At 64.0% G+C, this 20,369-nt stretch carries 17 protein-coding genes and 3 pseudogenes; 11 read left to right on the top strand and 9 right to left on the bottom strand.

Features of this window, described 5'->3' with window-relative positions; all coding sequences use genetic code 11:
* Positions 1-65: 65 nt before the first annotated feature.
* From C7411_RS18080 to C7411_RS18070, 3 genes are read left to right on the top strand one after another with little or no spacing between them, the layout of a single operon-like run.
* Positions 66-1,463: a TolC family protein gene (locus C7411_RS18080; protein ID WP_110385764.1), complete on the top strand. Its 1,398-nt coding sequence runs from the start codon at positions 66-68 to the stop codon at positions 1,461-1,463.
* Entirely contained in the window at positions 1,460-2,527 is a 1,068-nt protein-coding gene (locus C7411_RS18075; protein WP_110385765.1) for an efflux RND transporter periplasmic adaptor subunit, read from the top strand. The genes C7411_RS18080 and C7411_RS18075 overlap by 4 nt, the downstream gene beginning before the upstream one ends.
* Positions 2,528-2,580: 53 nt before the next feature.
* Complete coding sequence (locus C7411_RS18070) at positions 2,581-5,694, top strand: efflux RND transporter permease subunit (RefSeq protein ID WP_110385766.1); 3,114 nt, start codon at positions 2,581-2,583, stop codon at positions 5,692-5,694.
* A gap of 51 nt (positions 5,695-5,745) precedes the next feature.
* Here C7411_RS18070 and C7411_RS38640 read toward each other — a convergent pair.
* Positions 5,746-5,835, bottom strand: a pseudogene (locus C7411_RS38640) (type II 3-dehydroquinate dehydratase); the annotation flags it as partial.
* A 67-nt stretch (positions 5,836-5,902) separates the two neighbouring features.
* On the bottom strand, positions 5,903-6,970 hold the full coding sequence (locus tag C7411_RS18060) for a purine-nucleoside phosphorylase (protein ID WP_110385767.1): 1,068 nt from the start codon (positions 6,968-6,970) through the stop codon (positions 5,903-5,905).
* 426 nt (positions 6,971-7,396) lie between these two features.
* Between C7411_RS18060 and C7411_RS18055 the strand changes: the two genes are divergently transcribed.
* A complete protein-coding gene (locus tag C7411_RS18055) occupies positions 7,397-8,602 on the top strand; it encodes a metallophosphoesterase family protein (protein WP_243413215.1) in 1,206 nt (401 codons plus the stop codon).
* A 425-nt stretch (positions 8,603-9,027) separates the two neighbouring features.
* Here C7411_RS18055 and C7411_RS37560 read toward each other — a convergent pair whose 3' ends face one another.
* Both C7411_RS37560 and C7411_RS18045 read right to left on the bottom strand, forming a co-directional pair.
* Positions 9,028-9,180, bottom strand: coding sequence for a hypothetical protein (locus C7411_RS37560; protein ID WP_165822839.1), 153 nt, complete (start codon positions 9,178-9,180; stop codon positions 9,028-9,030).
* 1,142 nt (positions 9,181-10,322) lie between these two features.
* On the bottom strand, positions 10,323-11,156 hold the full coding sequence (locus tag C7411_RS18045; RefSeq protein WP_110385769.1) for an oxidoreductase: 834 nt from the start codon (positions 11,154-11,156) through the stop codon (positions 10,323-10,325).
* Between the two features lie 94 nt (positions 11,157-11,250).
* Between C7411_RS18045 and C7411_RS18040 the strand changes: the two genes are divergently transcribed.
* A complete protein-coding gene (locus C7411_RS18040) occupies positions 11,251-12,222 on the top strand; it encodes an AraC family transcriptional regulator (protein WP_110385770.1) in 972 nt (323 codons plus the stop codon).
* A gap of 147 nt (positions 12,223-12,369) precedes the next feature.
* On the opposite strand, the gene C7411_RS18035 is transcribed toward C7411_RS18040, so the two are convergent.
* Together C7411_RS18035 and C7411_RS38240 are read right to left on the bottom strand one after the other, a co-directional pair.
* Positions 12,370-13,035: a DUF799 domain-containing protein gene (locus C7411_RS18035; protein WP_110385771.1), complete on the bottom strand. Its 666-nt coding sequence runs from the start codon at positions 13,033-13,035 to the stop codon at positions 12,370-12,372.
* A 94-nt stretch (positions 13,036-13,129) separates the two neighbouring features.
* Positions 13,130-13,261: pseudogene (locus tag C7411_RS38240) on the bottom strand (ShlB/FhaC/HecB family hemolysin secretion/activation protein); the annotation flags it as partial.
* 445 nt (positions 13,262-13,706) lie between these two features.
* On the opposite strand from C7411_RS38240, the gene C7411_RS37550 reads away from it, so the two are divergent.
* Both C7411_RS37550 and C7411_RS18020 read left to right on the top strand, forming a co-directional pair.
* Positions 13,707-13,874, top strand: a complete 168-nt coding sequence (locus C7411_RS37550; protein WP_165822838.1) for a hypothetical protein — start codon at positions 13,707-13,709, stop codon at positions 13,872-13,874.
* Positions 13,875-14,151: 277 nt separating this feature from the next.
* Positions 14,152-15,039: a hypothetical protein gene (locus C7411_RS18020; RefSeq protein ID WP_110385774.1), complete on the top strand. Its 888-nt coding sequence runs from the start codon at positions 14,152-14,154 to the stop codon at positions 15,037-15,039.
* A gap of 172 nt (positions 15,040-15,211) precedes the next feature.
* On the opposite strand, the gene ubiM is transcribed toward C7411_RS18020, so the two are convergent.
* From ubiM to C7411_RS18005, 3 genes are all read right to left on the bottom strand, one after another.
* Positions 15,212-16,408 (bottom strand): 5-demethoxyubiquinol-8 5-hydroxylase UbiM, encoded by a 1,197-nt coding sequence (gene ubiM / locus C7411_RS18015; protein WP_110385775.1) that lies wholly within the window; start codon positions 16,406-16,408, stop codon positions 15,212-15,214.
* A gap of 23 nt (positions 16,409-16,431) precedes the next feature.
* Positions 16,432-16,863: a hemerythrin domain-containing protein gene (locus C7411_RS18010; RefSeq protein ID WP_110385776.1), complete on the bottom strand. Its 432-nt coding sequence runs from the start codon at positions 16,861-16,863 to the stop codon at positions 16,432-16,434.
* A gap of 273 nt (positions 16,864-17,136) precedes the next feature.
* A complete protein-coding gene (locus C7411_RS18005) occupies positions 17,137-17,346 on the bottom strand; it encodes a hypothetical protein (RefSeq protein ID WP_110385777.1) in 210 nt (69 codons plus the stop codon).
* Positions 17,347-17,566: 220 nt separating this feature from the next.
* Between C7411_RS18005 and C7411_RS18000 the strand changes: the two genes are divergently transcribed.
* The 4 genes and pseudogenes from C7411_RS18000 to C7411_RS37835 all read left to right on the top strand — a co-directional run.
* Positions 17,567-18,610, top strand: a complete 1,044-nt coding sequence (locus tag C7411_RS18000; protein ID WP_110385778.1) for a D-cysteine desulfhydrase family protein — start codon at positions 17,567-17,569, stop codon at positions 18,608-18,610.
* Between the two features lie 52 nt (positions 18,611-18,662).
* Positions 18,663-19,049, top strand: coding sequence for an SgcJ/EcaC family oxidoreductase (locus tag C7411_RS17995; RefSeq protein ID WP_110385779.1), 387 nt, complete (start codon positions 18,663-18,665; stop codon positions 19,047-19,049).
* 245 nt (positions 19,050-19,294) lie between these two features.
* Complete coding sequence (locus tag C7411_RS17990; RefSeq protein WP_110385780.1) at positions 19,295-20,149, top strand: alpha/beta fold hydrolase; 855 nt, start codon at positions 19,295-19,297, stop codon at positions 20,147-20,149.
* A gap of 121 nt (positions 20,150-20,270) precedes the next feature.
* Positions 20,271-20,369, top strand: a pseudogene (locus C7411_RS37835) (3-oxoacyl-ACP reductase); the annotation flags it as partial.

The raw sequence follows: 20,369 nt of genomic DNA, 5'->3' as shown, positions 1-20,369 counted from the left end.
TGGCGTAGCCTCCAACCCGAAAACCGTCCGCGTGGGCGGCACATCGTCCGGGATGGAATGCCAGCATGCGGCGCGCGTTATCGATTGTCTTCATCGTGTTGAGCGGGGTGGCCGGTTGTACGACCTATCATCCCCAGCCTATTGCCCCCGACCAGATTGCCCGGCAATTCGAGCAGCGCACGCTTGCGAGCGAGGAACTGCACGCCTGGATCGCGCGCGAAGCTGGTCACGATGTCAGCCCGTGGCCACCGGCAGCATGGAACCGCGAGTGGCTGACCCTGGCGGCCTTCTACTACAGCCCCGCCCTCGATCTGGCCCGTGCGCAATGGGGCACGGCCAGGGCCGGCATCGATGTCGCCAACGCAACGCCCAACCCGGTTCTGCAGTTGCCGTTCCAGTACAACACCCCTAATCCGGGGCCCGGAGCGCCCTTTACCTGGGGCCCTTCGCTCGATATTCCGATCGAGACCGCACACAAGCGCGGCTATCGCGTCGATCAGGCGAGCCACCTTTCCGAAGCTGCGCGGCTGAACATCATCACCGCAGCGTGGACGGTCAGTGCCCAGGTCCGCGACGCCATGCTCGCCCTATTTGCCGCGCGTACGCGCATCGCCTTCCTGTCCACGAAGGCGCAAGCCCAGCGGCAGATCACGACCATGAGCCGCCACCGTCTCGCAGCCGGCCAGTATTCGCAGCCCGATGTCGATGCGGCGGTCCTTGCCGACACCCAGGCCCAGAGCGACCTGGCCGCCGCGCGAACTGCCGAAGAAGACGCACGCGCGCAACTGGCCGCCGCCATCGGCGTGCCGGTCGCCGCGCTCGACGGCGTGACGCTCGACCTGAGCGCCTTCGGCACGTCTGCCCCGGCTCCACCTCCGGATAACGCGCAGAGAGCGGCACTCTTCCATCGCGCCGATCTGCGCGCCTCGCTGGCCGATTACGCCGCCGCCGAATCGGCGCTTCAGCTCGAGGTCGCGAAACAGTATCCGGACATCCATCTCGGCCCCGGCTACACATACGACACCGGCACCAACAAGATCGCCTTCGGACTGGCCGGCATCACGTTGCCGATCTTCGACCAGAACCAGGGGGGCATCAAACAGGCCGAGGCGAGGCGCAAGGAAGCAGCGGTCCGCACCGGCGCGCTGCAGGACAGGATCATTGGCGAGCTCGCGCACGCACTGGCGCGCTATCAGGCGAGCAGCGAAGCGCTGCAGATCTCCGACGCCCATCTGGCGAGCGCCCGCCGCCAGCTCGACAGCCAGGCGGCTGCATTCGCGAGCGGCAATGCGGACCGGCTGACCTACACACAGGCGAAAGCCGGCTATCAGACGAGTGAAATCGCCCGTCTCGACGCCGAAGTCGCGCTCCAGCAGGCTGCCGGCGCACTCGAAGATGCGATGCAGTTACCTCTCGTCCACGAGGCAGCGAGGCCTATCCTCAGTGAGGGGACAACACGATGAAATTCCGGCTGATCCTCCTTATCGTCCTTTCGCTGGCGCTCTGCGCTGGCGCAGGCTGGTACATCGTCAACCAGGCGTTCGACGACTCTGGCGCATCGACATCCACCGCCACGTCGTCCGCACCGCAGACCACGGTGCAGACGCTCAACGGCGAGACAGTCGTGGTCGTGAGCCTCGACGCGCAGCGCGCCGGCCACATCGAAATCGCGCCGCTCGCGGCCGTCACGAGCCAGTCCGGCATCAGCGCGGATGCCACGGTCATCGATCTGCAACCGCTTTTCGATCTGCGCAACCGCCTCGCCAGCGCGCGTGCCGACGTTGACACGTTCGCCGCACAGGCAGCCAGTTCACGCGCGCAGTACGAGGGCAGCCGTACGCTCTTCGCCGACGACCGCAATGTTTCGAAGCAGACTCTCCAGGCAGCGCAGGCGACGATGCAGGGCGATGCGGCAAAACTCCAGGCCGCCCGGGTCACGCTGGACGGTCTTGACGGCACGCTGCGGCAGCGGTTCGGCGATGCGCTCGCGAACGCGGCAACGGCGCCGGCCTCTACGTTGTTTCAGCGCCTCCAGGCGGGTCAGTCGGTTGTGTTACGCGTGACGTTGCCATCCAGCTTCGGCAAGACGCCACCCGGGAGCATTGCGGTCGACACACCCGGCGGCGGCACAGCGGCCGCCCAGAGGCTATCCGCTTCGCCCCTCGCCGATCCTGCCGTACAGGGCACGCCATGGTTTTACGTCGCCGGCATCACGCTGCCCGCGAACCTGCGCACGAGCGCGCGCGTGCCCGCATCGAACGAGGCCGTTTCGGGGCTGCTGATCCCGGTGCAGGCTGTGGTGTGGTACGGCGGCCAGACCTGGGCATACGTGCGCACGGCGCACGACCGCTTCACGCGGCGCTACGTGCAGGCGGCCAACGAAGGCGATCACGGTTTCATCGTGACAGCTGGCTTCCAGGCTGGCGACCAGATCGTGACGCAGGGCGCGCAACTGCTGCTCTCCGAAGAAATCAAGCCACAGGGCATCGGCACCGCCTGCAAGGATCCGCCCGAGTGTGACGACTGATCCCGCGACTGAACCCTACATGCACCGCCCGGAACAACGCCACCCACAGCCCCATGCTCGACGCGATCATTCGCTTTTCGCTGCGCTTTCGCGGCGTCATTTTCTCGCTGGCCGTCATGGCGGCTGGCTACGGGCTCTTTTCCCTCACGCGCGCCAGGCTCGACGTCTTTCCCGAGTTCGCACCGCCGATGAGCATCGTGCAGACGGCCGCGCCGGGCATGACGAGCGAACAGGTGGAGACCCTCGTGACACAGCCGGTCGAAAATGCCCTTGGCGGCATGACCGGCCTGCAGTCGATCCGCTCGCGGTCCATGCAGGGCCTCTCTTCGATCACGCTCGTGTTCGACGACCATGCCAACGTGATGCAGGTCCGGCAGCTCGTCACCGAGCGCATCAGCGGACTCGCGGGCACACTGCCGGCCGGTGTCGCGGCGCCCCAGCTCCTGCCGCTCACGACGACGACGAGCGTCGTGCGCACCATCGGTCTGACGTCGAAGACGCGCTCGCTCGCGGACCTCTACGACATCGCGCAGTGGACCATCAAGCCGCCGTTGCTTGGCACGCGAGGCGTGGCCGATGTGATCGTGTTCGGCGGTCAAACGCGCCAGATGCAGATCCAGGCCGATCCTGTCAGGCTGATGCACCATGATCTGTCGATCCAGGATGTCATTGCCGCGGCGCGCCAGGCCACAGGCGTGCGCGGCGCCGGGTTCATCGAAAACAGCAATCAGCGCATCGCCGTCAACGCCGATGGCCAGATCGCGACGCCCCAGAAACTCGCTGGTGTCGTGATCCGCTCCAGCAACGGCGCAGCGGTTCGCCTGGGCGACATTGCCGGCGTGACGTGGGGAAGCGCACCCGCCGTTGGCGCAGCATCGATCATGGGCAAGCCCGGCGTGATGGTCGTGATGGAAAGCCAGTACGGGACCAACACGATGGCCGTGACGCGCGACATCGAAAGGACACTCGCCGGGCTTGCGCCGGTGCTCTCCCGTCAGGGCGTGGACGTGAACACGAACGTCTTCCGGCCCGCCAACTTCATCGAGGCATCCGTTGCTCACCTGCGCACGGCGCTTGTCGTCGGCGCCTTGCTGGTCGTCGCGGTGCTGTTCCTGTTTCTGCTCAACGTGCACACCGCCGTGATCTCTGCCGTTGCGATTCCCATGTCGCTGCTGGTCGCGATCATCGTCCTCACTTCGTTCGGGGTCAGCCTGAACACGATGACCCTGGGCGGCCTCGCCATCGCCCTGGGCGAAGTGGTCGACGACGCGATCATCGACGTCGAGAACATTTACCGGCGTCTGCGTGAAAACCGTATGCTGCGTGAGCCACTGCCCGCATTTCATGTCGTGCTGCGCGCCTCGCTCGAAGTGCGCAGCGCCGTGGTCTTCGCCACCTTCATCGTGATGCTGATCTTCCTGCCCGTGCTCACGCTCACCGGTATCGGCGGACGGCTCTTTGCCCCGCTGGGCATCGCCTATATTCTCGCCGTGCTCGCGTCGCTGGGCGTCGCGCTGACGCTCACGCCCGCGATGGCGATCGCCCTGCTGGCGAAGGGACGGTTACCCGAGCGGGAGCCGCGCCTGATGGGGCGCCTCAAGACACATTACGTCGCACTGCTGCAGAAAGTCGAGCAACATGTGAAAGGGGTCATGGTCATCGTCGTGGTGATGTGTGCCGCGGCGCTCGCCTCTGTGCCCTTCATGAGCGGAAGTTTCATTCCTCAACTGCGGGAAGGACATTACACCGTTCATATGGGGCTCGCGCCGGGCACCTCGCTTGCCGAATCGATGCGCATCGGCAGCCAGGTCTCGCTGGCGCTGCTGCAGGTGCCGGGCGTGCGCCTCGTGGCGCAGCGCGCCGGCCGTGCGAACGGTGTTGTCGACCCGACCGGCGTGCAGCTCTCGGAATTCGAAGTCGACCTGGAGCCGATGGGCGCATCGGGCCAGAGCTGGGCGCTCTACCGGATTCGCCAGGCCCTGACGCGCTTTCCGGGCCTCTCCACCTCGGTCAACACGTTTCTCGAGGAACGCATCGACGAAACCATTTCGGGGACGACAGCCCCCGTGGTCGTGAACGTCTTCGGCAACAATCTCGACGTCATCGATCGCACCGCGCAGCAGATCGCCCAGCTCATCGGTACGATCCACGGCGTTGCCAGTGTGCGGGTGGATTCTCCCCCCGGGATTCCCGAACTCGATGTGAGGCTCAATCCCGACGCACTGAGCCGCTGGGGCTTTCGCCCGGTCGAAGTTCTCGATGCGATCCAGGCCGCCTATGCCGGCGTGACCGTCGCGCAGATTTACGAGGGCAGCCGCAGCTACGACGTTGCAGTCGTGCTCGACCCCGCAACGCGCAGGTCGGTCGGCGACGTGGGCAAACTCATGGTGCGCAACGCCGACGGCTTTGCCGTGCCGCTCTCCACGCTCGCGACGATCCGGCAGGTCGCCGGCCGCTACCAGATCACGCACGACGGCGGCGAGCGCGTGCAGACGGTGTCGGTCAATCTCGGCAACCGGGCGGTCAGCGACTTCGTGAAGGAAGCGCAGGCGCGCGTGAATCGCGGGATCAGGATGCCTTCGGGCACCTATGCCGTTTTCAGCGGAGAAAGCGAAGCGCGCGCGCAATCGCAGCGCGACCTGCTCGCGTACGGCGGGATTGCTCTGGTGGGCATCGCATTGCTGCTGTTCCTGGCGTTGAAGAACCTGCGCGCCGTGCTGCTGGTGATGATCAACCTGCCCTTCGCGCTTGTGGGCGGCGTGCTGGGCGTGGTCCTCACTGGTGGAAATCTTTCGCTCGGCAGCATGGTGGGCTTCGTCACGCTGCTCGGCATTTCGCTGCGCAATTCGATCATGCTGATCAGCCACTACGAGCATCTTGTGTACACAGACGGACAGAACTGGGACATGAACACCGTGGTGCGTGGCGCATCGGAGCGGCTGGTGCCAATCCTCATGACGGCGCTGGTTACCGCGCTCGCGCTGGCGCCGCTCGCTGCGACGAGTGGCGCGCCGGGCAACGAAATCGAAGGGCCGATGGCGATCGTCATTCTTGGCGGACTCATCACGTCGACCGCACTGAACCTGATCGTGCTGCCCACGCTGGCGTTGCGTTACGCGCGCTTCACGCGCGACGAAGTCGCCGAACCGGGGACAGCGAACGGGTGAGCCGGGTAAAGGGGGATGCCGGGCGAGAAGAACCCGCACCTCCATCCCCAGGCCGCGGATCTGCCCTTTGACGATATCGGCGAACTCCGGATGGTGCCGGAACGGCTCCCTCGCATGGATGCTGGACATGTGCACTTCGATGAGCGGACAGCCTCACCGTGACAATGATGCGAAGGCGTCGGTTACGCGTCACCCCATCGCAAACGCGCTACCGCTGCGGTACGCCATTGCGCCACTCGCCCCAATGCGTGACGATGTCCTGCACTAGCGGATTGCCCGCGAGGAACAGATTGTCGATCGCGATCGTGAAGCCGCCTTGCGACGCGTAGTTGAGCAGATTATCCGCGCTTGACTGGCCCGCATACGGCCGGTCGAAGTCCGAGCCCGCACGCAGCACCGCGACACGGCTCAGGTCGACGCGATGCACGTTCGCCGCACGCGTCAGCGCCTCGAAGGTGGCGTTGTCTTCCTGCTGCGTGGTGCAGTAAGTGCCCTTGCCGTCGGTCAGGATCTTCGTCCATTGCCGCGCTCGCTCGCCGAGTTCGGTGCCCGACCACCAGGTATCGCCCGCCAGCGTATCGCACTGGATCACCGTCGGCGGCCGATTTGCGGGTGCATAGCTGTATTTTGCGCGTGCGGCCTGCGCCTGCGCGTCGTCGCTCAGCGTCACGTTGCGCGACAGCGCGAATGCCGCGTTCGTCAGCGACGGATTCAGCTGGAACACTTCGGTGCGATAGTCGAGCGGCGGCTTCTGCGTCGGGCCCGTCGTGTTGATGCCGAGATAGCCGGTGTTCCAGCCCGACGGAATTTCGCGTCCGTCGATCTCCCATTGAATGCCGAAGTCAACGAGCCAGTTCGCCCAGGCAGCGGAACCGACGGTCCCCTGAAGCGGATCGATACCGGCGATGCCCGCCACCATGAAGTACGTATGGCGCAAGTCGAACCGCGGCGAGAACGTCAGCGCCATGATCGACGCGGCGGCGTTTGCGTGCCCCATGCCTGTCGTCATCACGCAGACATCCTGCCGGTTGCAGTGCACGGCCGGGTAATCGGGGGACAGACCCGCGACGGTGATGTCCTGCCACGGTCCGAGATGATCCAGCCACACCTGCCCTTCCGGGCCGAACATCGAAACGATCATCACCTTGACCGCACGGCCATGCGACGCGCCTTCGTCCTGCGCGAAGCTGTCGTCGGCATGCGAGATAGCCGGTACAACGGCCGCGCCGGCCGCGAGCAACGATGAAATCACTGCGCCAAAAGCACGATTTAGCATAATAGGTCCCACCCGTTATGTAAGAACCGCGGTTGCGAAACGTGAATCGCGTGCCGTGTTGTCGACTGATGTCGTGGTTTTTTCGGCGTGCAGCGTGGGACCTGGGCGTAAGCCATTCAGGCGACAGTGAGTATAAACGGAGAAAAAAATCGCCTGTTACGACCTGCAACGACTGCGACTGAACCTCTCCCGCAAGCCACCGTCTCACCCGGAGCATTCGGCAGGAGGCCATGCCGGTCAGGCGCGGTCCCGCTTTGTATCCACGATTGGAGGAAATAGAACATGCCAAAGAAGCGCCTGGTTCGAACGCCAACCAGCAGTGACAGCGGCCGCGTACTCGCCGCCCCCGTCTTCTCGCAGCCGCAGCCTACGCCAGATCCGCAAACCTTCATCGTCAGGCATGCCTCCGACGTGGCGGCCTACCGGATGATCGACGAACTCAACCGCGAGCACAAACTCAAGGCCCTTGCGTTTCCTGCGCCGCGTGGCGGCGTCGAGCCCCGCCTGACACTCGCGGACGTGATCAGCAACGATCAGACCATCCTCGACCAGATCAGTACGAACGGACAGATCGTTTTTCACTCGACGGGCGATTGCGGCAGTACTCGCGGCCCGAAAACGCAGAACGAAGTCTCCGACAAGATGGTCAGCGACTTCGACGAAACCGATCCTGCCGAAGTGCCGCAATTCAATTTTCTGCTGGGCGACATCGTCTATAGCTTCGGCGAAGCGCAGTACTACTACGATCAGTTCTACGAGCCCTATCGCGACTACCACGCACCGATTCTCGCCGTCGCCGGCAATCACGACGGGATGATTTCGCCATTGCAGCACGAAAAGAGTTTGCAGGCGTTTCTGCGAAACTTCTGCTCCGACTGCTTTCAGGTCTCTCCCGATGCCGGCAACCTTTCACGTACTGCGCAAATTCAACCTGGCGTCTTCTTTACATTCGAAGCGCCGTTCGTGCGCATCATCGCGTTGTATAGCAATACGCTCGAAGATCCTGGGGTGATTTCGAACAGCGACATCGGCGACAGCCAGCTGAAGTTTCTCAAGGCGGCGTTGAAGCGGGTGAAAAAGGAAGGCTACAGGGGCGCACTCCTGTTCGCGCATCATCATCCGCCGTATGTCGCTCGCGGACGTCACGGCTGGAGTATCGAGATGCAGCAGCAGATCGATGCGATCTGCGAAGAGGTGGGCGTATGGCCCCATGCCGATCTTGCGGGACATGCGCACAACTATCAACGCTTTACCCGCACACGTCCTGACGGAACCCACATTCCGTACATTGTGTGTGGTAACGGCGGACACGGTATCCAGCGGCTGACCAGCAACGGGCAGCCGCCGCTTCGGGCACCGCAACTGATCCAGGCCGCCTCGAAGGACACCGATGCCGTCGTCATCGAAAACTACGACGACCAGAATTACGGTTATTTGCGCATCGTCGCGAACGACGCCCAGTTGCGCATCGAATATCACGCAGCCGTCGATGGACCCTATACCAAGGCGCCCGACGATCAGGTGACCGTCGATCTGGCCACCCGCCAGCTTTCCCACTTCGTGGCCCGTAATGCTGGCATACCCGCGCTGGCCGCGCGAATTCGGGAATTTGCGCGGAGCGGGAAAACCTGACGCGGATCGGGACGCCTGGACCGGCGATCTGCGCACGGATCATGCCCTCCCGGCGATTGATAAAGACTCTTGTTCAAATCCGGCACTCGACATGGACTCCACGCGTGATGTGTGGCCGGATCCGTACGTGACGCCTGGAGACTTTTGCCGATGGCAATTTTTCAAAATGCCGTCGGCGAAAACGCGCCGTACAGGGAAGCGCCGGAATCATCCCGGCTGCATCGGGCGATGCATCGCGTCGTTCGTAGTTATCCTGAATAGGACCGATTCCCCAGCTCATCGTGGCACATCGTATGCGCGAGGCAGCTGTTGGCGCACGCGCGGAATTTGAGCGCTGCACCGGCGCACTCTCGAAGCGGTTTGTACGAGGAAAGGGGCGGACGATGAACCGAGCGACGAAACACACGGCGACATGGGTGGCGGTTTTAGCGCTGTCCGGTGCGGCTTATGCAGCGGCGGGCGGCAATGGTGGCGGTGGCGGCCACGGTGGGGGCGCGGGTGGCAACGGCGGTGGTCACGGTGCGGGTGCGGGTGCGGGCGGCAATGGCAATGGCAATGGCAACGGTAATGGTGGCCACGGTGCGGGCGTCGGGGCGGGTGTAGGTGGCAACGGCGCAGGCGTCGGGGCCGGTGTCGGCGCAGGCGTGGGTGGTAACGGCGCAGGTGCGGGCGCGGGCGTCGGCGCTGGTGTGGGGGGCAACGGTGCGGGCGTCGGGGCGGGGGCGGGCTCCGGAGGCAATGGTGCCGGGGCGGGCGGCAACGGTGCGGGCTCGGGGGGCAGCGGTTCCGGCTCCGGTGGCGCCGGTGCCGGTTCAGGTGGCAGCGGTGCCGGCTCCGGTGGCAGCGGTGCCGGTTCGGGTGGCAGCGGTGCCGGTTCGGGTGGCTCCGGTGCCGGTTCGGGTGGCTCCGGTGCCGGGTCCAGTGGCAGCGGTGCCGGTTCGGGTGGCAGTGGCTCCGGCTCCAGTGGTAGCGGTGCGGGTTCTGGAGGCGGCGGCCACGGTGCCGGTAGCTCCGGGGCCGGCAGTTCCGGCACAGGCAGTTCCGGCACAGGCAGTTCCGGCGCAGGTAGTTCGGGCACTGGCAGTAGCGCAGGTGGAGGCGCCGCCGGCGGTGGTAACGCGAGTGCAGGTGGCCCTGGCGTAGCTTCCGCCAGCATCCTGGGAAGCAGGTTCGCCCAGTTGCGCATGAGGCAGAACGTGGTCGCGGTAGTCCCTGGGACCGCGCCAGGCGCGAACTCCATAGCGCGTGCCGCGCCGGCAACTTACCGCCAACCGAGGGCAACGGGCACGAGCGGCAACACAAACGCCTCGGCGACGGCTACCTCTGATACCGGCTACGGCCCGCCAGGCGTCATTGGGACGGGGACCGGTTCTCGCGGTACAGCAGCCGCGATACCGGTTAGCAGCGACTACAGCCCGCCGGGTGACATCGGCCCGAGTGTCGGTTCGGGCCCCTGGGGCGGCTTCGCCGTGGATACAGGCGGTATTGAACCACCAATCCTGACCCCCAATGGGCCGGTAAAATGATCAAGGCAAGTCTGCACATGCCGAGAGCGTTTGCACCGCCGAAATCATCCCCGCGCCTGATGATTCGCAGGCATGGAGCGACCCATCCTGCCCCGAGAATCTACAGGCAGCGCAGCGCCCGGTCGGCCATTGGTTCGCAACGGAGTGCCAGCCGTTTCAAGCCGGGTGAAAAATCTCGATGCGCCCCGCGATCCTCAGCCGTCAGTCGAGACCGTCACGCTCTCCCAGGCGCGGATTTCGGCCTCCAGCATCGACAGCTTGTCCCTCACGAGCCCGAGTGCATCGCTACCGAGCAAAAGATGCGCGGGCGGGTGCTCCGCGGCAATTGCGGCAAGCATCGCGCGCGCCGCCTTCCGGGGATCGCCCAATTGTTTGCCGCTTTTCTCCTCGCGCGCCTTGCGCACGGGGTCGAAAATCGCGTCGTAATCCGGGATCGAACGGGGCGTTCGTCGCATCGAGCGACCCGCCCAGTCGGTGCGGAATGAGCCGGGTGCGACGGCTGTCACGGCGACACCGAAAGCCTTGACCTCTTTACCAAGCGCCTCGGAGATGCCCTCCAGTGCGAACTTGCTACCGCAGTAATAAGTGATGCCCGGCATGGTGATATAGCCGCCCATCGACGTGATGTTCAGAATGTGCCCGCGTCTGCGCGCGCGCATGAACGGCAGAACCGCCTTCATCATGGCGACAGCGCCAAACACGTTGACGTCGAACTGTCTGCGCATTTCGGCCAGGGGCGATTCTTCCATGACGCCTTCGTGCCCGTATCCGGCATTGTTGACCAACACGTCGACCGGCCCGACGCTCGCCTCGATTTCCTCGACGATGCCGTCGATCGCATCGAAGTCGGTCACATCGAGCACGCGTGCGAATGCGGCATTCGCGGAAAGAGACTCGAACTCGCGCTTCGCCTCGGCACTTCTCACGGTACCGACGACTTTGTGACCTGCCGCCAGCGCCTCTTGCGCAAGCGCGCGACCAAAGCCGCTGCTCACGCCAGTGATGAGCAGAATTTTACTGGACTCCATTGAAGCTTCTCCCGAACGTTGTCTGGTGAGTGCATACTAGTCTGAGGACCGGGCTAAACAAAGCCTGATTCTGCTAATTTTCTTGCCTAAAACTATGAGCACGAAGCGGACCTCTACCCACCATCCTGGCTTCACGTCGCGAAGCCGCAATCGCATCATTGCGTTGCTTCGCGCGTTGGCGCCCGAGGAGGGCTACAACCTCACCGCGCTGCCGGGCGTCCGTATCCTGCGTTCGAACCGGCCGCTGTCACGCACGCCGGTGCTCTACGACCCCGGCATCGTGATCGTTTGTCAGGGGCGCAAGCGAGGCTATTTCGGCGACCATCTCTACCTGTACGATGAACATCACTATCTGGCCGTGTCTGTGCCTGTTCCGTTCAGCATGGAAACCGACGCAACCGAGGCGCGTCCGTTGCTTGCGCTCTACCTGCACCTCGATTTCACATTGGCGGCTGAACTGGCGGTACAGATCGATCGCGAAGGCGTAACGGCGCGTGTGCATGCGCCTCAGAGCATGATGTCGACGCCGATGGATGACGCGATGCAGGTCTCGGTTCTGCGCTTGCTCGAGGCGATGCATCGGCCCCTCGAAGCCACAGTATTGGGCCCGTGCCTGCTGCGTGAAATCTATTTCCGGGTGCTCACCGGCGCACAAGGCAGCTCGATGCGCGAGGCTTTGGCGATGCGAGGTCAGTTCGGCCGAATTGGCAGATCGCTACGCCTTATCCACGCCGGCTATGCGCAGCCGCTGGACGTGACGCAGTTGGCACAGGAAGCGGGAATGAGCGTTCCGAGCTTCCATAGCCACTTCAAGGCAATCACCCAGGTTTCGCCGATGCAGTATGTGAAGTCGACGCGTTTGCATCAGGCTCGCCTGTTGATGGTCCGCCAGGACCTGACCGCGGAGGCGGCGAGCTTCGCTGTGGGCTACACGAGTGCGTCCCAGTTCAGCAGGGAGTTCAAAAGACTCTTTGGCCTGACGCCCGCGGCAGAAACGAAGCGGATGCGCACAAGCTTTGCCATTCCGGAGCCGTTTGCGGATGCGATTTATGTGTCGTCGCACTGAGTCTGGCACGCAATCGCGATGAGCGGTGAGCATCAACAGCTGCGGCTTTCCGGGATCGTTAATCCCAACGATGTGGAGGCTGATAATTACGAACCCGCCAGACGCGATACTCGCCGCAGCGAGCATCGCGTATGACGACCAGCACGGTCAATCTGTGCCGTATTTCGGCGATCTCGGCCCATATAGCAGACCATTAGGCGGTCCCGCATGCAGAAGCCGATAGCTCGTCGCAGCAGCAATATCGTGGCTCTTCTCCGTGACCGAGTTCGCAATCTGCTTGACCGCCGCGGTTACGAGCATGCCGATCAAGCTCCCCCCGCCGTAGTTATTCCCCTCGTTGCTGTTGGCAGTTGCCCTGCCCTGCCACAGCACATCGCCGGTTTTCAGGTCCACCAGCCTTGCGGAAGCCGTGACGACAGTCGCACTATCGACCACCTGGTACGTGGTTCCAAATTGCGTGATCTTCGAATACAGCGCGGCGTCGGCACCGAAGATATCGCGAAGCTTTGCGGGTGACGTTGCCTGAATATCCGCCGGGACGGTCAAGCCATTCTGCCGGAATGTCTCATCCATCACCGCCACCGGCACCACGTAATAGCCTGCTTCGGCGAGCGGCATCGTCATCTGCGAGAGCATGCTGTTCGTTGCCTGTACGGAAGTCGTTTCATTTTCCGGCGGGAGCACCAGGATCGAATGCGGACGGCTGTTCCTGAAAGCCGTGTAATCAACGTGCTTGACCGGCTGCGCACACGCCGCCAGCAGCGCAAACGTAGAAAGGGCAACCCAAAGTTTGAAAGAAAAGATTCTGGACATGACGGCTCCCTTAAGGCTGTTTCGTTTTCTTCTTCATCAGGAAATCCATGTAGGTCGAGGACTCCGGAAACAGATGCTTCTCGGCATCGAAATTCTCCATGCGCGCGTAGAGAACCCGCCCGGTTTGCCCGAGCGGATACTGCAGTTCGATGCGCCAGTAGAAGCCCTTTTCGGCTGCGAGCATCGTCTTACCGCTGTAGCCGCGCACCGTATATTCATTGCTTATACCTGTGATACGGGACGAAGCCCCGCCTGACGCGATGGCGTTTTCCGATCTATTCATAACGACGCAAGGCACATGAGGGCAAACAGGCGTCGCTACCCGAATTGCTTTGAGCATGCGATGGTCGAGGCTAACGGATGGAATGCAGGATAACTATCGGATAAATCCGATTTATCGTCAGTTTTATAAAAAATTAACAAAATCCTGCAGTGCTAATAAATGTCGCAGTAGCCCGGCCGGAATCACGTGCGCCCTCGATCCAAAGCGTTCCGCGAACCGCTTGCGCCTCGTCGCTTCGATTCCCGTACAGGCGCAAGCGGCACGTTCCTTACGTCACGTCCTCATCGCGCTCTGCAGCCGCCTGCAGAGCGCGAATATCGTACGCGCAAATCCGTCATATTGATTTGTGATCCTTATTAATGTGTTGATTCTGGCGAAGCCGCCGCACGTGCTGGCCGGCGCCGACGATGAGGTTTTTCACGCCCGCGAATACACGGCGGCGTTCGGGAAAGCGGCCGCACACGTGCCAGTCAAGATCGTGCCCGGTGTGGGGCACATCGGCTTGACGCTGGATGCTCCTGCAATCGCCACGATCATCGGCTGCGTGAAGCCGTAAGGCACATAAGGCAGCGTCATTCGCTGGCGTTTCGCCCGTCCCTATCCGCCAAACTGGCGGAATCCGCCGATTGATCTTCGCGGCGAAGTGGCCCATATTCAAATGAGTGCGCAAATCAGGCACCGATTTTGCGGCAATACGTCAATCGAAGCGAAAGCGCGCTCCTCCCATGGTCAACGCCCCTGGTCACGACGATTCCGACGCGTCGGAGTGCCCCTACTGCGGAACCAGGTTCAATGCGCCGCTCGCACTCTGCCCCCAATGCGGAGCGAATCAAGTGGCCGCGGCAGCCCGCATCGCAGCCGCGAGCGATGGCGTGTCGGGCGAACGCACGCACGGGGTAGCCGGGCGCCTGCGGGCAAACCTGGGCGCACTGCCGGGCGCTCTTGGCGGCAATCGGGCCTACGACGGGAAGTACCCTTCGATCGACGAGGAACACGCCGCCACGCGCAAGCGGCTGCCGCGCTATGCCTGGGCGGGTCTCGGCGCGCTCGCAATCGCGCTCGCCGGTTATGCGTTCCTGCACCGCAGTGAATGGGAGCCAAAGCTCGGCGTACAGGTGATCGAGGGGGCCGTGAGCGGGTCAAAAGGCACGCAGCAGGGCATTCAAGGCACCAGTAGCACCCTCGCCGCGCTGGCCAGGCGGCCGCCCGCCGTTCCGCCGCGTGCGAATGCGACGGCGCAGCACCGCGTCGCCCAAGGGGATGCGCCGGCCGTCTCACGCCCGCCCGGCGCCCCGCGCCATGCGAGTGCGCATCCCGAGGTCGCGAGCAATCTCGCCAGCGCGCGCCTGAATCTCGACAAGAACAACCTCTGGCCCGCACGCAGGGCGCTCGCGAGTGTGCTCGCCGTCGAGCCGGGCAACCCCCAGGCGCAGCAGATGCAAGCCGACCTCGTTGCGCGCGAGCAGCAGCGCGACGCGTTGATCGGCGAGGCGCGGCAATGCGCACACGAGCGCCAATGGGCTTGTGTGCGGCAAGATGCAGGGCATGCGGTGGAAGTCGACCCATCGAGCCGCGAAGCGAGGCACCTGCTCACGCTCGCCAGTGCCGAGCGCGAGCCGGGCGCCGCAAAGCGCCATGGCCGGACGTCGCCAAGGGAAAGCCAATATGCGCAGGAAGGTGATAGCCGCTCTCGCCAGGATCCCCTCTTCTGGCATCACTGATCCTTCCGGCCACCCTCAAGCAGCGCTCGCAGACGATTTGCGGACCTGGATTGATATTGCAGGACCGCCCGAGGGTTTATGGCGTCTCGACCAGCCTGCTGCCCGCGCCCGCTGACTGGCCCAGCAACGCCTACCTGTCTATGCGGACAGTGACTGGCGAGGGAGCCTGAAGTCAGCCGGTCAGTGAAGCCGCGATGGCCTTCCTGAACGGCATCAGTTTCGAAGCCGCGCGCAGCATGAAGTCGCGCGCCAGTTTCGCGGGTGCGGTGTTGTTCGTATAGACGTCGGTGATGAACCGGGTCGCGAGATAGAGCGGCTTCGTCGCGCGTCGGTGCTGCGTTTCATAGCCCTGTAAAACCGAGGGCACCCCGATATCGAGGCCGCTCCTGTGCGCGTCGATGATTCGCTTACCTAAGGTTTCCACACCGAGCAGACCGAAATTGAACCCATGCGCAGTCACCGGATGCATGCCGACCGCGGCGTCGCCCACGGCTGCGAAGCGTTTGCCGACGAAGCGCTCCGGATAAACGGCCACGAGCGGATACACATGCCGGGTGCTCGCCAGCTTCATCGCGCCCAGCCTGTGCATGAAACGGTCCTCGATATGCCGCGCGAACGCGTCGGGCTCCAGCGCGGCGATCTCGTTGACCTGGCCCACAGGCAACGTGAGCACGACTGACGACTGATGCGCGTTCGTCGAGCGCTCCGCGTTCATGGGGAGCAACGCGAGCGTCTGACCGTAGCCAAACCATTCCCATGCGGCGTGCTCGTGAGGCGCTTCGTGCGTCATGCGGCAAACCAGCATGGCGCGCCCGAAATCGTGCATGTTGGCGGCAATGCCCATCATCTTGCGCGTGGACGAGAAGCGGCTGTCTGCCGCGACAATCAACTTCGCCGAGAACGTCTCGCCGCTCTCCAGTGTCACGCTCGCCAGATCGTCATCGGCTTTCACCGCGCTGACTTTTCGCGCCGCGAGCAGCGTCACGTCGCCATGCTCAGCCGTGCTTTGCCGCAGCGCCTCGTAGGCAGCCTTGCGAATCAGGTGATTGGAGACCAGCCAGCCCAGCTCCGTGTGGCCACTCAGGTCGTGTCCGATCTCGAGCGCCCCCGGCGAGGGACCATTGAACACCCTGGCGCTGCGCAGCGGGGCACGCGCGTGCGGGTCGATGAGATCCCAAAGCCCGAACCTGCGCATCGTGCGCACCGACTTCTGGGTCAGCGCGATCTCGCGCCCGTCGAACTGCGGCTCGCTGATGCCGGCGAGGCTCTGCTGCTCGACCATGACGATCTTGAGGCCAGCACCACTGAGCGAGCGCGCGAGACACAGCCCCACCGGACCGGCGCCCACGATTACGATATCTGCTTGCATGAATCGAACGATTGGAATGTGACTCAGACGGCTTGATCGAACTTCGCGATACCGCGTTCGCGCAGGCCTTCGACCATGAGGGCGTCCATCGACTGCACGTGCCAGGCGAACCATTCGCGCAGTTCGCCCACCAGTTGCCGCCCCGTGTCGAAACGCCCCTCATCGGCAACTTGCCTGCGCACCTCGGCGGCTACGTTCAGGACGTGCCGATGCTGGCCCGCATGGCAATGGCGCGGACCGAAGTTCATTTCCGCCATCCACGCTTCTTCCTGCGCGAAATGCTGCTTCGTATGCGCCGCCCACGCGTCGAACGCGTCGAGCCATGTTTCGTCGCTCGCGCGCGCAAGCGCGTCGAGCAGCGCGACGAACTCGGCGTGCATCGTATCGGTCATGGGTTCGCCCAGTTGCAGATCGGGCGCAAGGGTCGGCGAGGAGTGCGGCGCGGTGGAAGTCATGAAGGAAAATGACGGCGTTCAGGAACGGTCTGACTCGCCCTCTCGGGCAATTTTTCAAGATACCGGGGCAGACGAGTTTGCGCGCTGATTTTTCGCAAACGTCGCGCGATCGATCACTGAGGCCGATGGACGCTGCCGGAGTGCATGCAGACAAAGCGACCAGACGAAAGGAAACGTCGATTCCGGCGCAGCGCGGGGCGCGGGCCGCAGACGTGCAAGGATGCGAGGAAGGATGCCGCAGACGTGAAAACACGAAGCCGCGCGGCGCGCGGCTCAAACCAGTTCGGCGAGATTGACGAGGGCGCGGTCGCCGTCGGATTGTGCTTCGTTTTCGGCGCGGAACGTCTTCTCGCTGTACGCGATCACCTTGAACCCGCCGCCTGCCGAACGCTCTACGGTGATACCCCAGTGCCAGCCGCCTTCCTGTTCGAATACGTGCAGCCTCGGACTCGATGGTTGGCTCGGCGATTGAAAAATATTCATTTGAAGCCTCCCGTGGTGGGAATATCGTCTCGGACGATGGCCTGGATAAGAATCAGTCTAAAAACCTCCTTGCTGCGACGCAATACGGAATTACGTGGACGTGAGAACCCTGAGGCGTCGCGCATTATTCGAGCATTACCCCGGTTATTATTCGGCGCCTGGCAAACGCAGATGCCGCCAGCCACACTCCCATTTCAAATTGCGAGACAGCGAGAGCCCGATGACGACCGCAACGAATCCAGCAACGCATGCCGCGTCCCCGTATCAGCTCGATCTTTCGCGGCATGCTCGCCGCGCACTGCTGGAAGGACCCACGCCGATCCAGCCCCTGCCGCGGCTAAGCCACGAACTTGGGGGCGTGAATGTCTACGTCAAGCGCGACGATCTCACTGGCCTCGGCGGCGGCGGCAACAAGCTGCGCAAGCTGGAGTTTCTGGTGGGCGAAGCGCTGGCTGCGGGCGCGGACACCATCATCACCGTGGGCGCGCGTCAGTCGAACCACGCGCGCTTGACGGCGGCTGCGGCGGCGCAAGCGGGCCTGAGGTGCGAACTCGTGCTCACGCGTGCCGTGCCGCGCGAGGACTTCGAGTATCTGGAGAACGGCAACGTCCTGCTCGACGACCTGCTCGGCGCACGCGTGCACGACCTGCCCGGCGCGGCCAATGCGCTGGAATTCGCCCAGGCGCGCGCCGGCGAGCTGCGCGCCCAGGGCCGCAAGGTCTATGTGTGCCCGCTGGGCGGATCGAGCCCGGTGGGGTGTCTGGGGTACGCGGCGTGCGCCGCCGAAATCATGGCGCAGGGCCATGTACAGGGTTTGAGCTTCGCGTGCATCGTCGTGCCCAACGGCAGCGGCGGCATGCATGCGGGGCTCGCCGCCGGCTTCGCGGCGCTGGGCATCGACCCGAGCCTCGTGCTTGCCTACACCGTCCTCGCGAAGGCCGAGCAGGCCCACGCAGCAACGCTCGAAAAGGCTGGCAAGACGCTCGAGCTGATCGATCCGGCGCGGCGCATCGAGGGCCGCTCGATCGTGATCGACGGAGCACAGCTCGGCGACGGCTACGGCATTCCGACCGACGCGATGCGCGAGGCCGTGCGGCTCGTCGCTTCGAAAGAAGGCCTGCTGCTCGACCCCGTGTACGGCGGCAAGGCGTTCGCCGGTCTCGTGCAAGCCGCGCGTTTGGGACGCCTTGCACGCGGCGAGAACGTCCTCTTCGTCATGACCGGCGGCTTGCCGGGCCTGTTTGCCTATCGCAGTGCGTTTTGAAGCACCGCGATAGGCGCATTCCAGAATCGTTGAACTGAAAAGGGAGTCCACGATGACCGATGACGAACGTGCAATTCGCGAGCTGGTGCAAACCTGGATGGAAGCCAGCCGCGCCGGCGACACCGCCAAAGTGCTTAGCCTGATGACCGACGACGTGGTGTTCACGGTGCCTGGCCAGGAGCCGTTCGGCAAGGCCGGGTTCGCCGCGGCTTCTCAGGCACAACAGGACATGCGCATAGAGGGCACGGCTGAGATCGTGGAACTTCAGGTGCTGGGGGACTGGGCCTTTCTGCGCAATCGCATCGACATCTCCATCTTGCCGCCGGGCGCAACCCAGCCCATGCGGCGTGCGGGCTACACGCTCACACTGGTGCGCAAGGATGCGAGCGGACGCTGGCTGCTCGCGCGCGACGCCAATCTCGTGGCGCCGAAGGCGTAAATCTCCCGCCGCGAACGCGGCCATCGCCGCTGCAAATCGTAATTGTGCCGCCGCGCCCCGGGCCGCCAGCGGTGCGGCGCACCCGATTGCTTTCATTGCTGTAAGAGAATAGCCCCGCGCGACGGGCCTCGCGGCGTTGCGCCCCTTTTTATAATCAGAAAACCTTATCGATTCCTTCAGTTTATTGAGTTTCCCTTAATCGTGCGCTTGCGGCAAAGTGACGCTCACACGCCAGGAGCTACTCCTTGAATCAACGCATCGATCCCTCCCTACTTGCTGCGCCCGATCTGTCGTACGCGACGTTGCACTCGGGCATTGCCCTGCCGTTCCTCGAGCGCGGCGATGGCGAGCCGCTGCTGTTCGTCCACGGATCGCTCTGTGATTACCGCTACTGGATGCCGCAGCTTAACGGCCTGTCGGAGCATTTCCGCTGCATCGCGCCTAGTCTGAGCCACTACTGGCCCGCGGCGGACGCCTGCATTCAGGGCGATTTCGGCTGGGAGAGCCACGTCGCCGAGCTGGCCGATTTCATCGCCGCGCTGGGTCTCGAATCGGTGCACCTCGTGGGCCATTCGCGTGGCGGCTGCGTGGCGTGGCATCTGGCGCGCCGCTATCCGCGCCTCGTGCGCACGCTGGTGCTCGCCGACCCCGGCGGCCCGCTGTCCCGCGCGGACGACGACGAAGCCGCGCTGCCTCCCGCCACCAACACGCTGCGCACGCGCGCCGCCGACCTCATCCACGCGGGCGAAGTCGAAGCGGGGCTCGAGTTGTTCGTCGACTCCGTGAGCGTGCCGGGTGCCTGGAGAAAAGGCTCGGCGGCGTTTCGCCAGATGGCCATCGCCAACGCGACGACGCTGCCCAAGCAGTTGCAGGACCCGCTGCCGCCGTATGCGCCACGCGCCGCTGGCGAGATCAAGTGCCGCACGCTGCTGATCGACGGCCAGCGCAGCCCGCTCATGTTCCGCAACAACGTCGAAGCGCTGGAGGCGTGGATCGCGTTCGCGCGGCGCGTCACGATCAAGGGCGCCACTCACGGCATGAACGGCACGCACCCCGACCTCTTCAACACCCACGTCCATACCTTCATCACGCAAGGTTGAGGCTTCAGTCACGGCCCGGTCGACATGTCGTTTGTGGTCGAAGCGACTCGACTGCTGGCCGCAATGCCAGCCGCGCCGGCATGCGGTTCGGCACCATCGCGAACGCCGTGAGCTCCTCGATCGTCCCCTGCTGCTCATGGCGCCCGGCTGGGTGCGAACCGACATGGGCGGCCCGCACGCGAGGCTCGGCATCGAGGACAGCATGCCGAACCTGGTGAAC

It is taken from the genome of Paraburkholderia silvatlantica (genome assembly GCF_003096715.1).
Classification (GTDB): domain Bacteria; phylum Pseudomonadota; class Gammaproteobacteria; order Burkholderiales; family Burkholderiaceae; genus Paraburkholderia; species Paraburkholderia silvatlantica.
Note: the sequence above shows the minus strand (reverse complement) of the source record. Positions and strands in the feature narration are given on the sequence as shown.

Coding starts and splice junctions, on each gene's coding strand:
- C7411_RS18045 (WP_110385769.1), bottom strand. CDS start 11,156: ATGGAGTCCAGTAAAATTCTGCTCATCACTGGCGTGAGCAGCGGCTTT.
- ubiM (WP_110385775.1), bottom strand. CDS start 16,408: ATGCAAGCAGATATCGTAATCGTGGGCGCCGGTCCGGTGGGGCTGTGT.
- C7411_RS18010 (WP_110385776.1), bottom strand. CDS start 16,863: ATGACTTCCACCGCGCCGCACTCCTCGCCGACCCTTGCGCCCGATCTG.
- C7411_RS18000 (WP_110385778.1), top strand. CDS start 17,567: ATGACGACCGCAACGAATCCAGCAACGCATGCCGCGTCCCCGTATCAG.
- C7411_RS18055 (WP_243413215.1), top strand. CDS start 7,397: ATGATCGACGAACTCAACCGCGAGCACAAACTCAAGGCCCTTGCGTTT.
- C7411_RS18070 (WP_110385766.1), top strand. CDS start 2,581: ATGCTCGACGCGATCATTCGCTTTTCGCTGCGCTTTCGCGGCGTCATT.
- C7411_RS18080 (WP_110385764.1), top strand. CDS start 66: ATGCGGCGCGCGTTATCGATTGTCTTCATCGTGTTGAGCGGGGTGGCC.
- C7411_RS18075 (WP_110385765.1), top strand. CDS start 1,460: ATGAAATTCCGGCTGATCCTCCTTATCGTCCTTTCGCTGGCGCTCTGC.
- C7411_RS17995 (WP_110385779.1), top strand. CDS start 18,663: ATGACCGATGACGAACGTGCAATTCGCGAGCTGGTGCAAACCTGGATG.
- C7411_RS18060 (WP_110385767.1), bottom strand. CDS start 6,970: ATGCTAAATCGTGCTTTTGGCGCAGTGATTTCATCGTTGCTCGCGGCC.
- C7411_RS18040 (WP_110385770.1), top strand. CDS start 11,251: ATGAGCACGAAGCGGACCTCTACCCACCATCCTGGCTTCACGTCGCGA.
- C7411_RS18005 (WP_110385777.1), bottom strand. CDS start 17,346: ATGAATATTTTTCAATCGCCGAGCCAACCATCGAGTCCGAGGCTGCAC.
- C7411_RS18035 (WP_110385771.1), bottom strand. CDS start 13,035: ATGTCCAGAATCTTTTCTTTCAAACTTTGGGTTGCCCTTTCTACGTTT.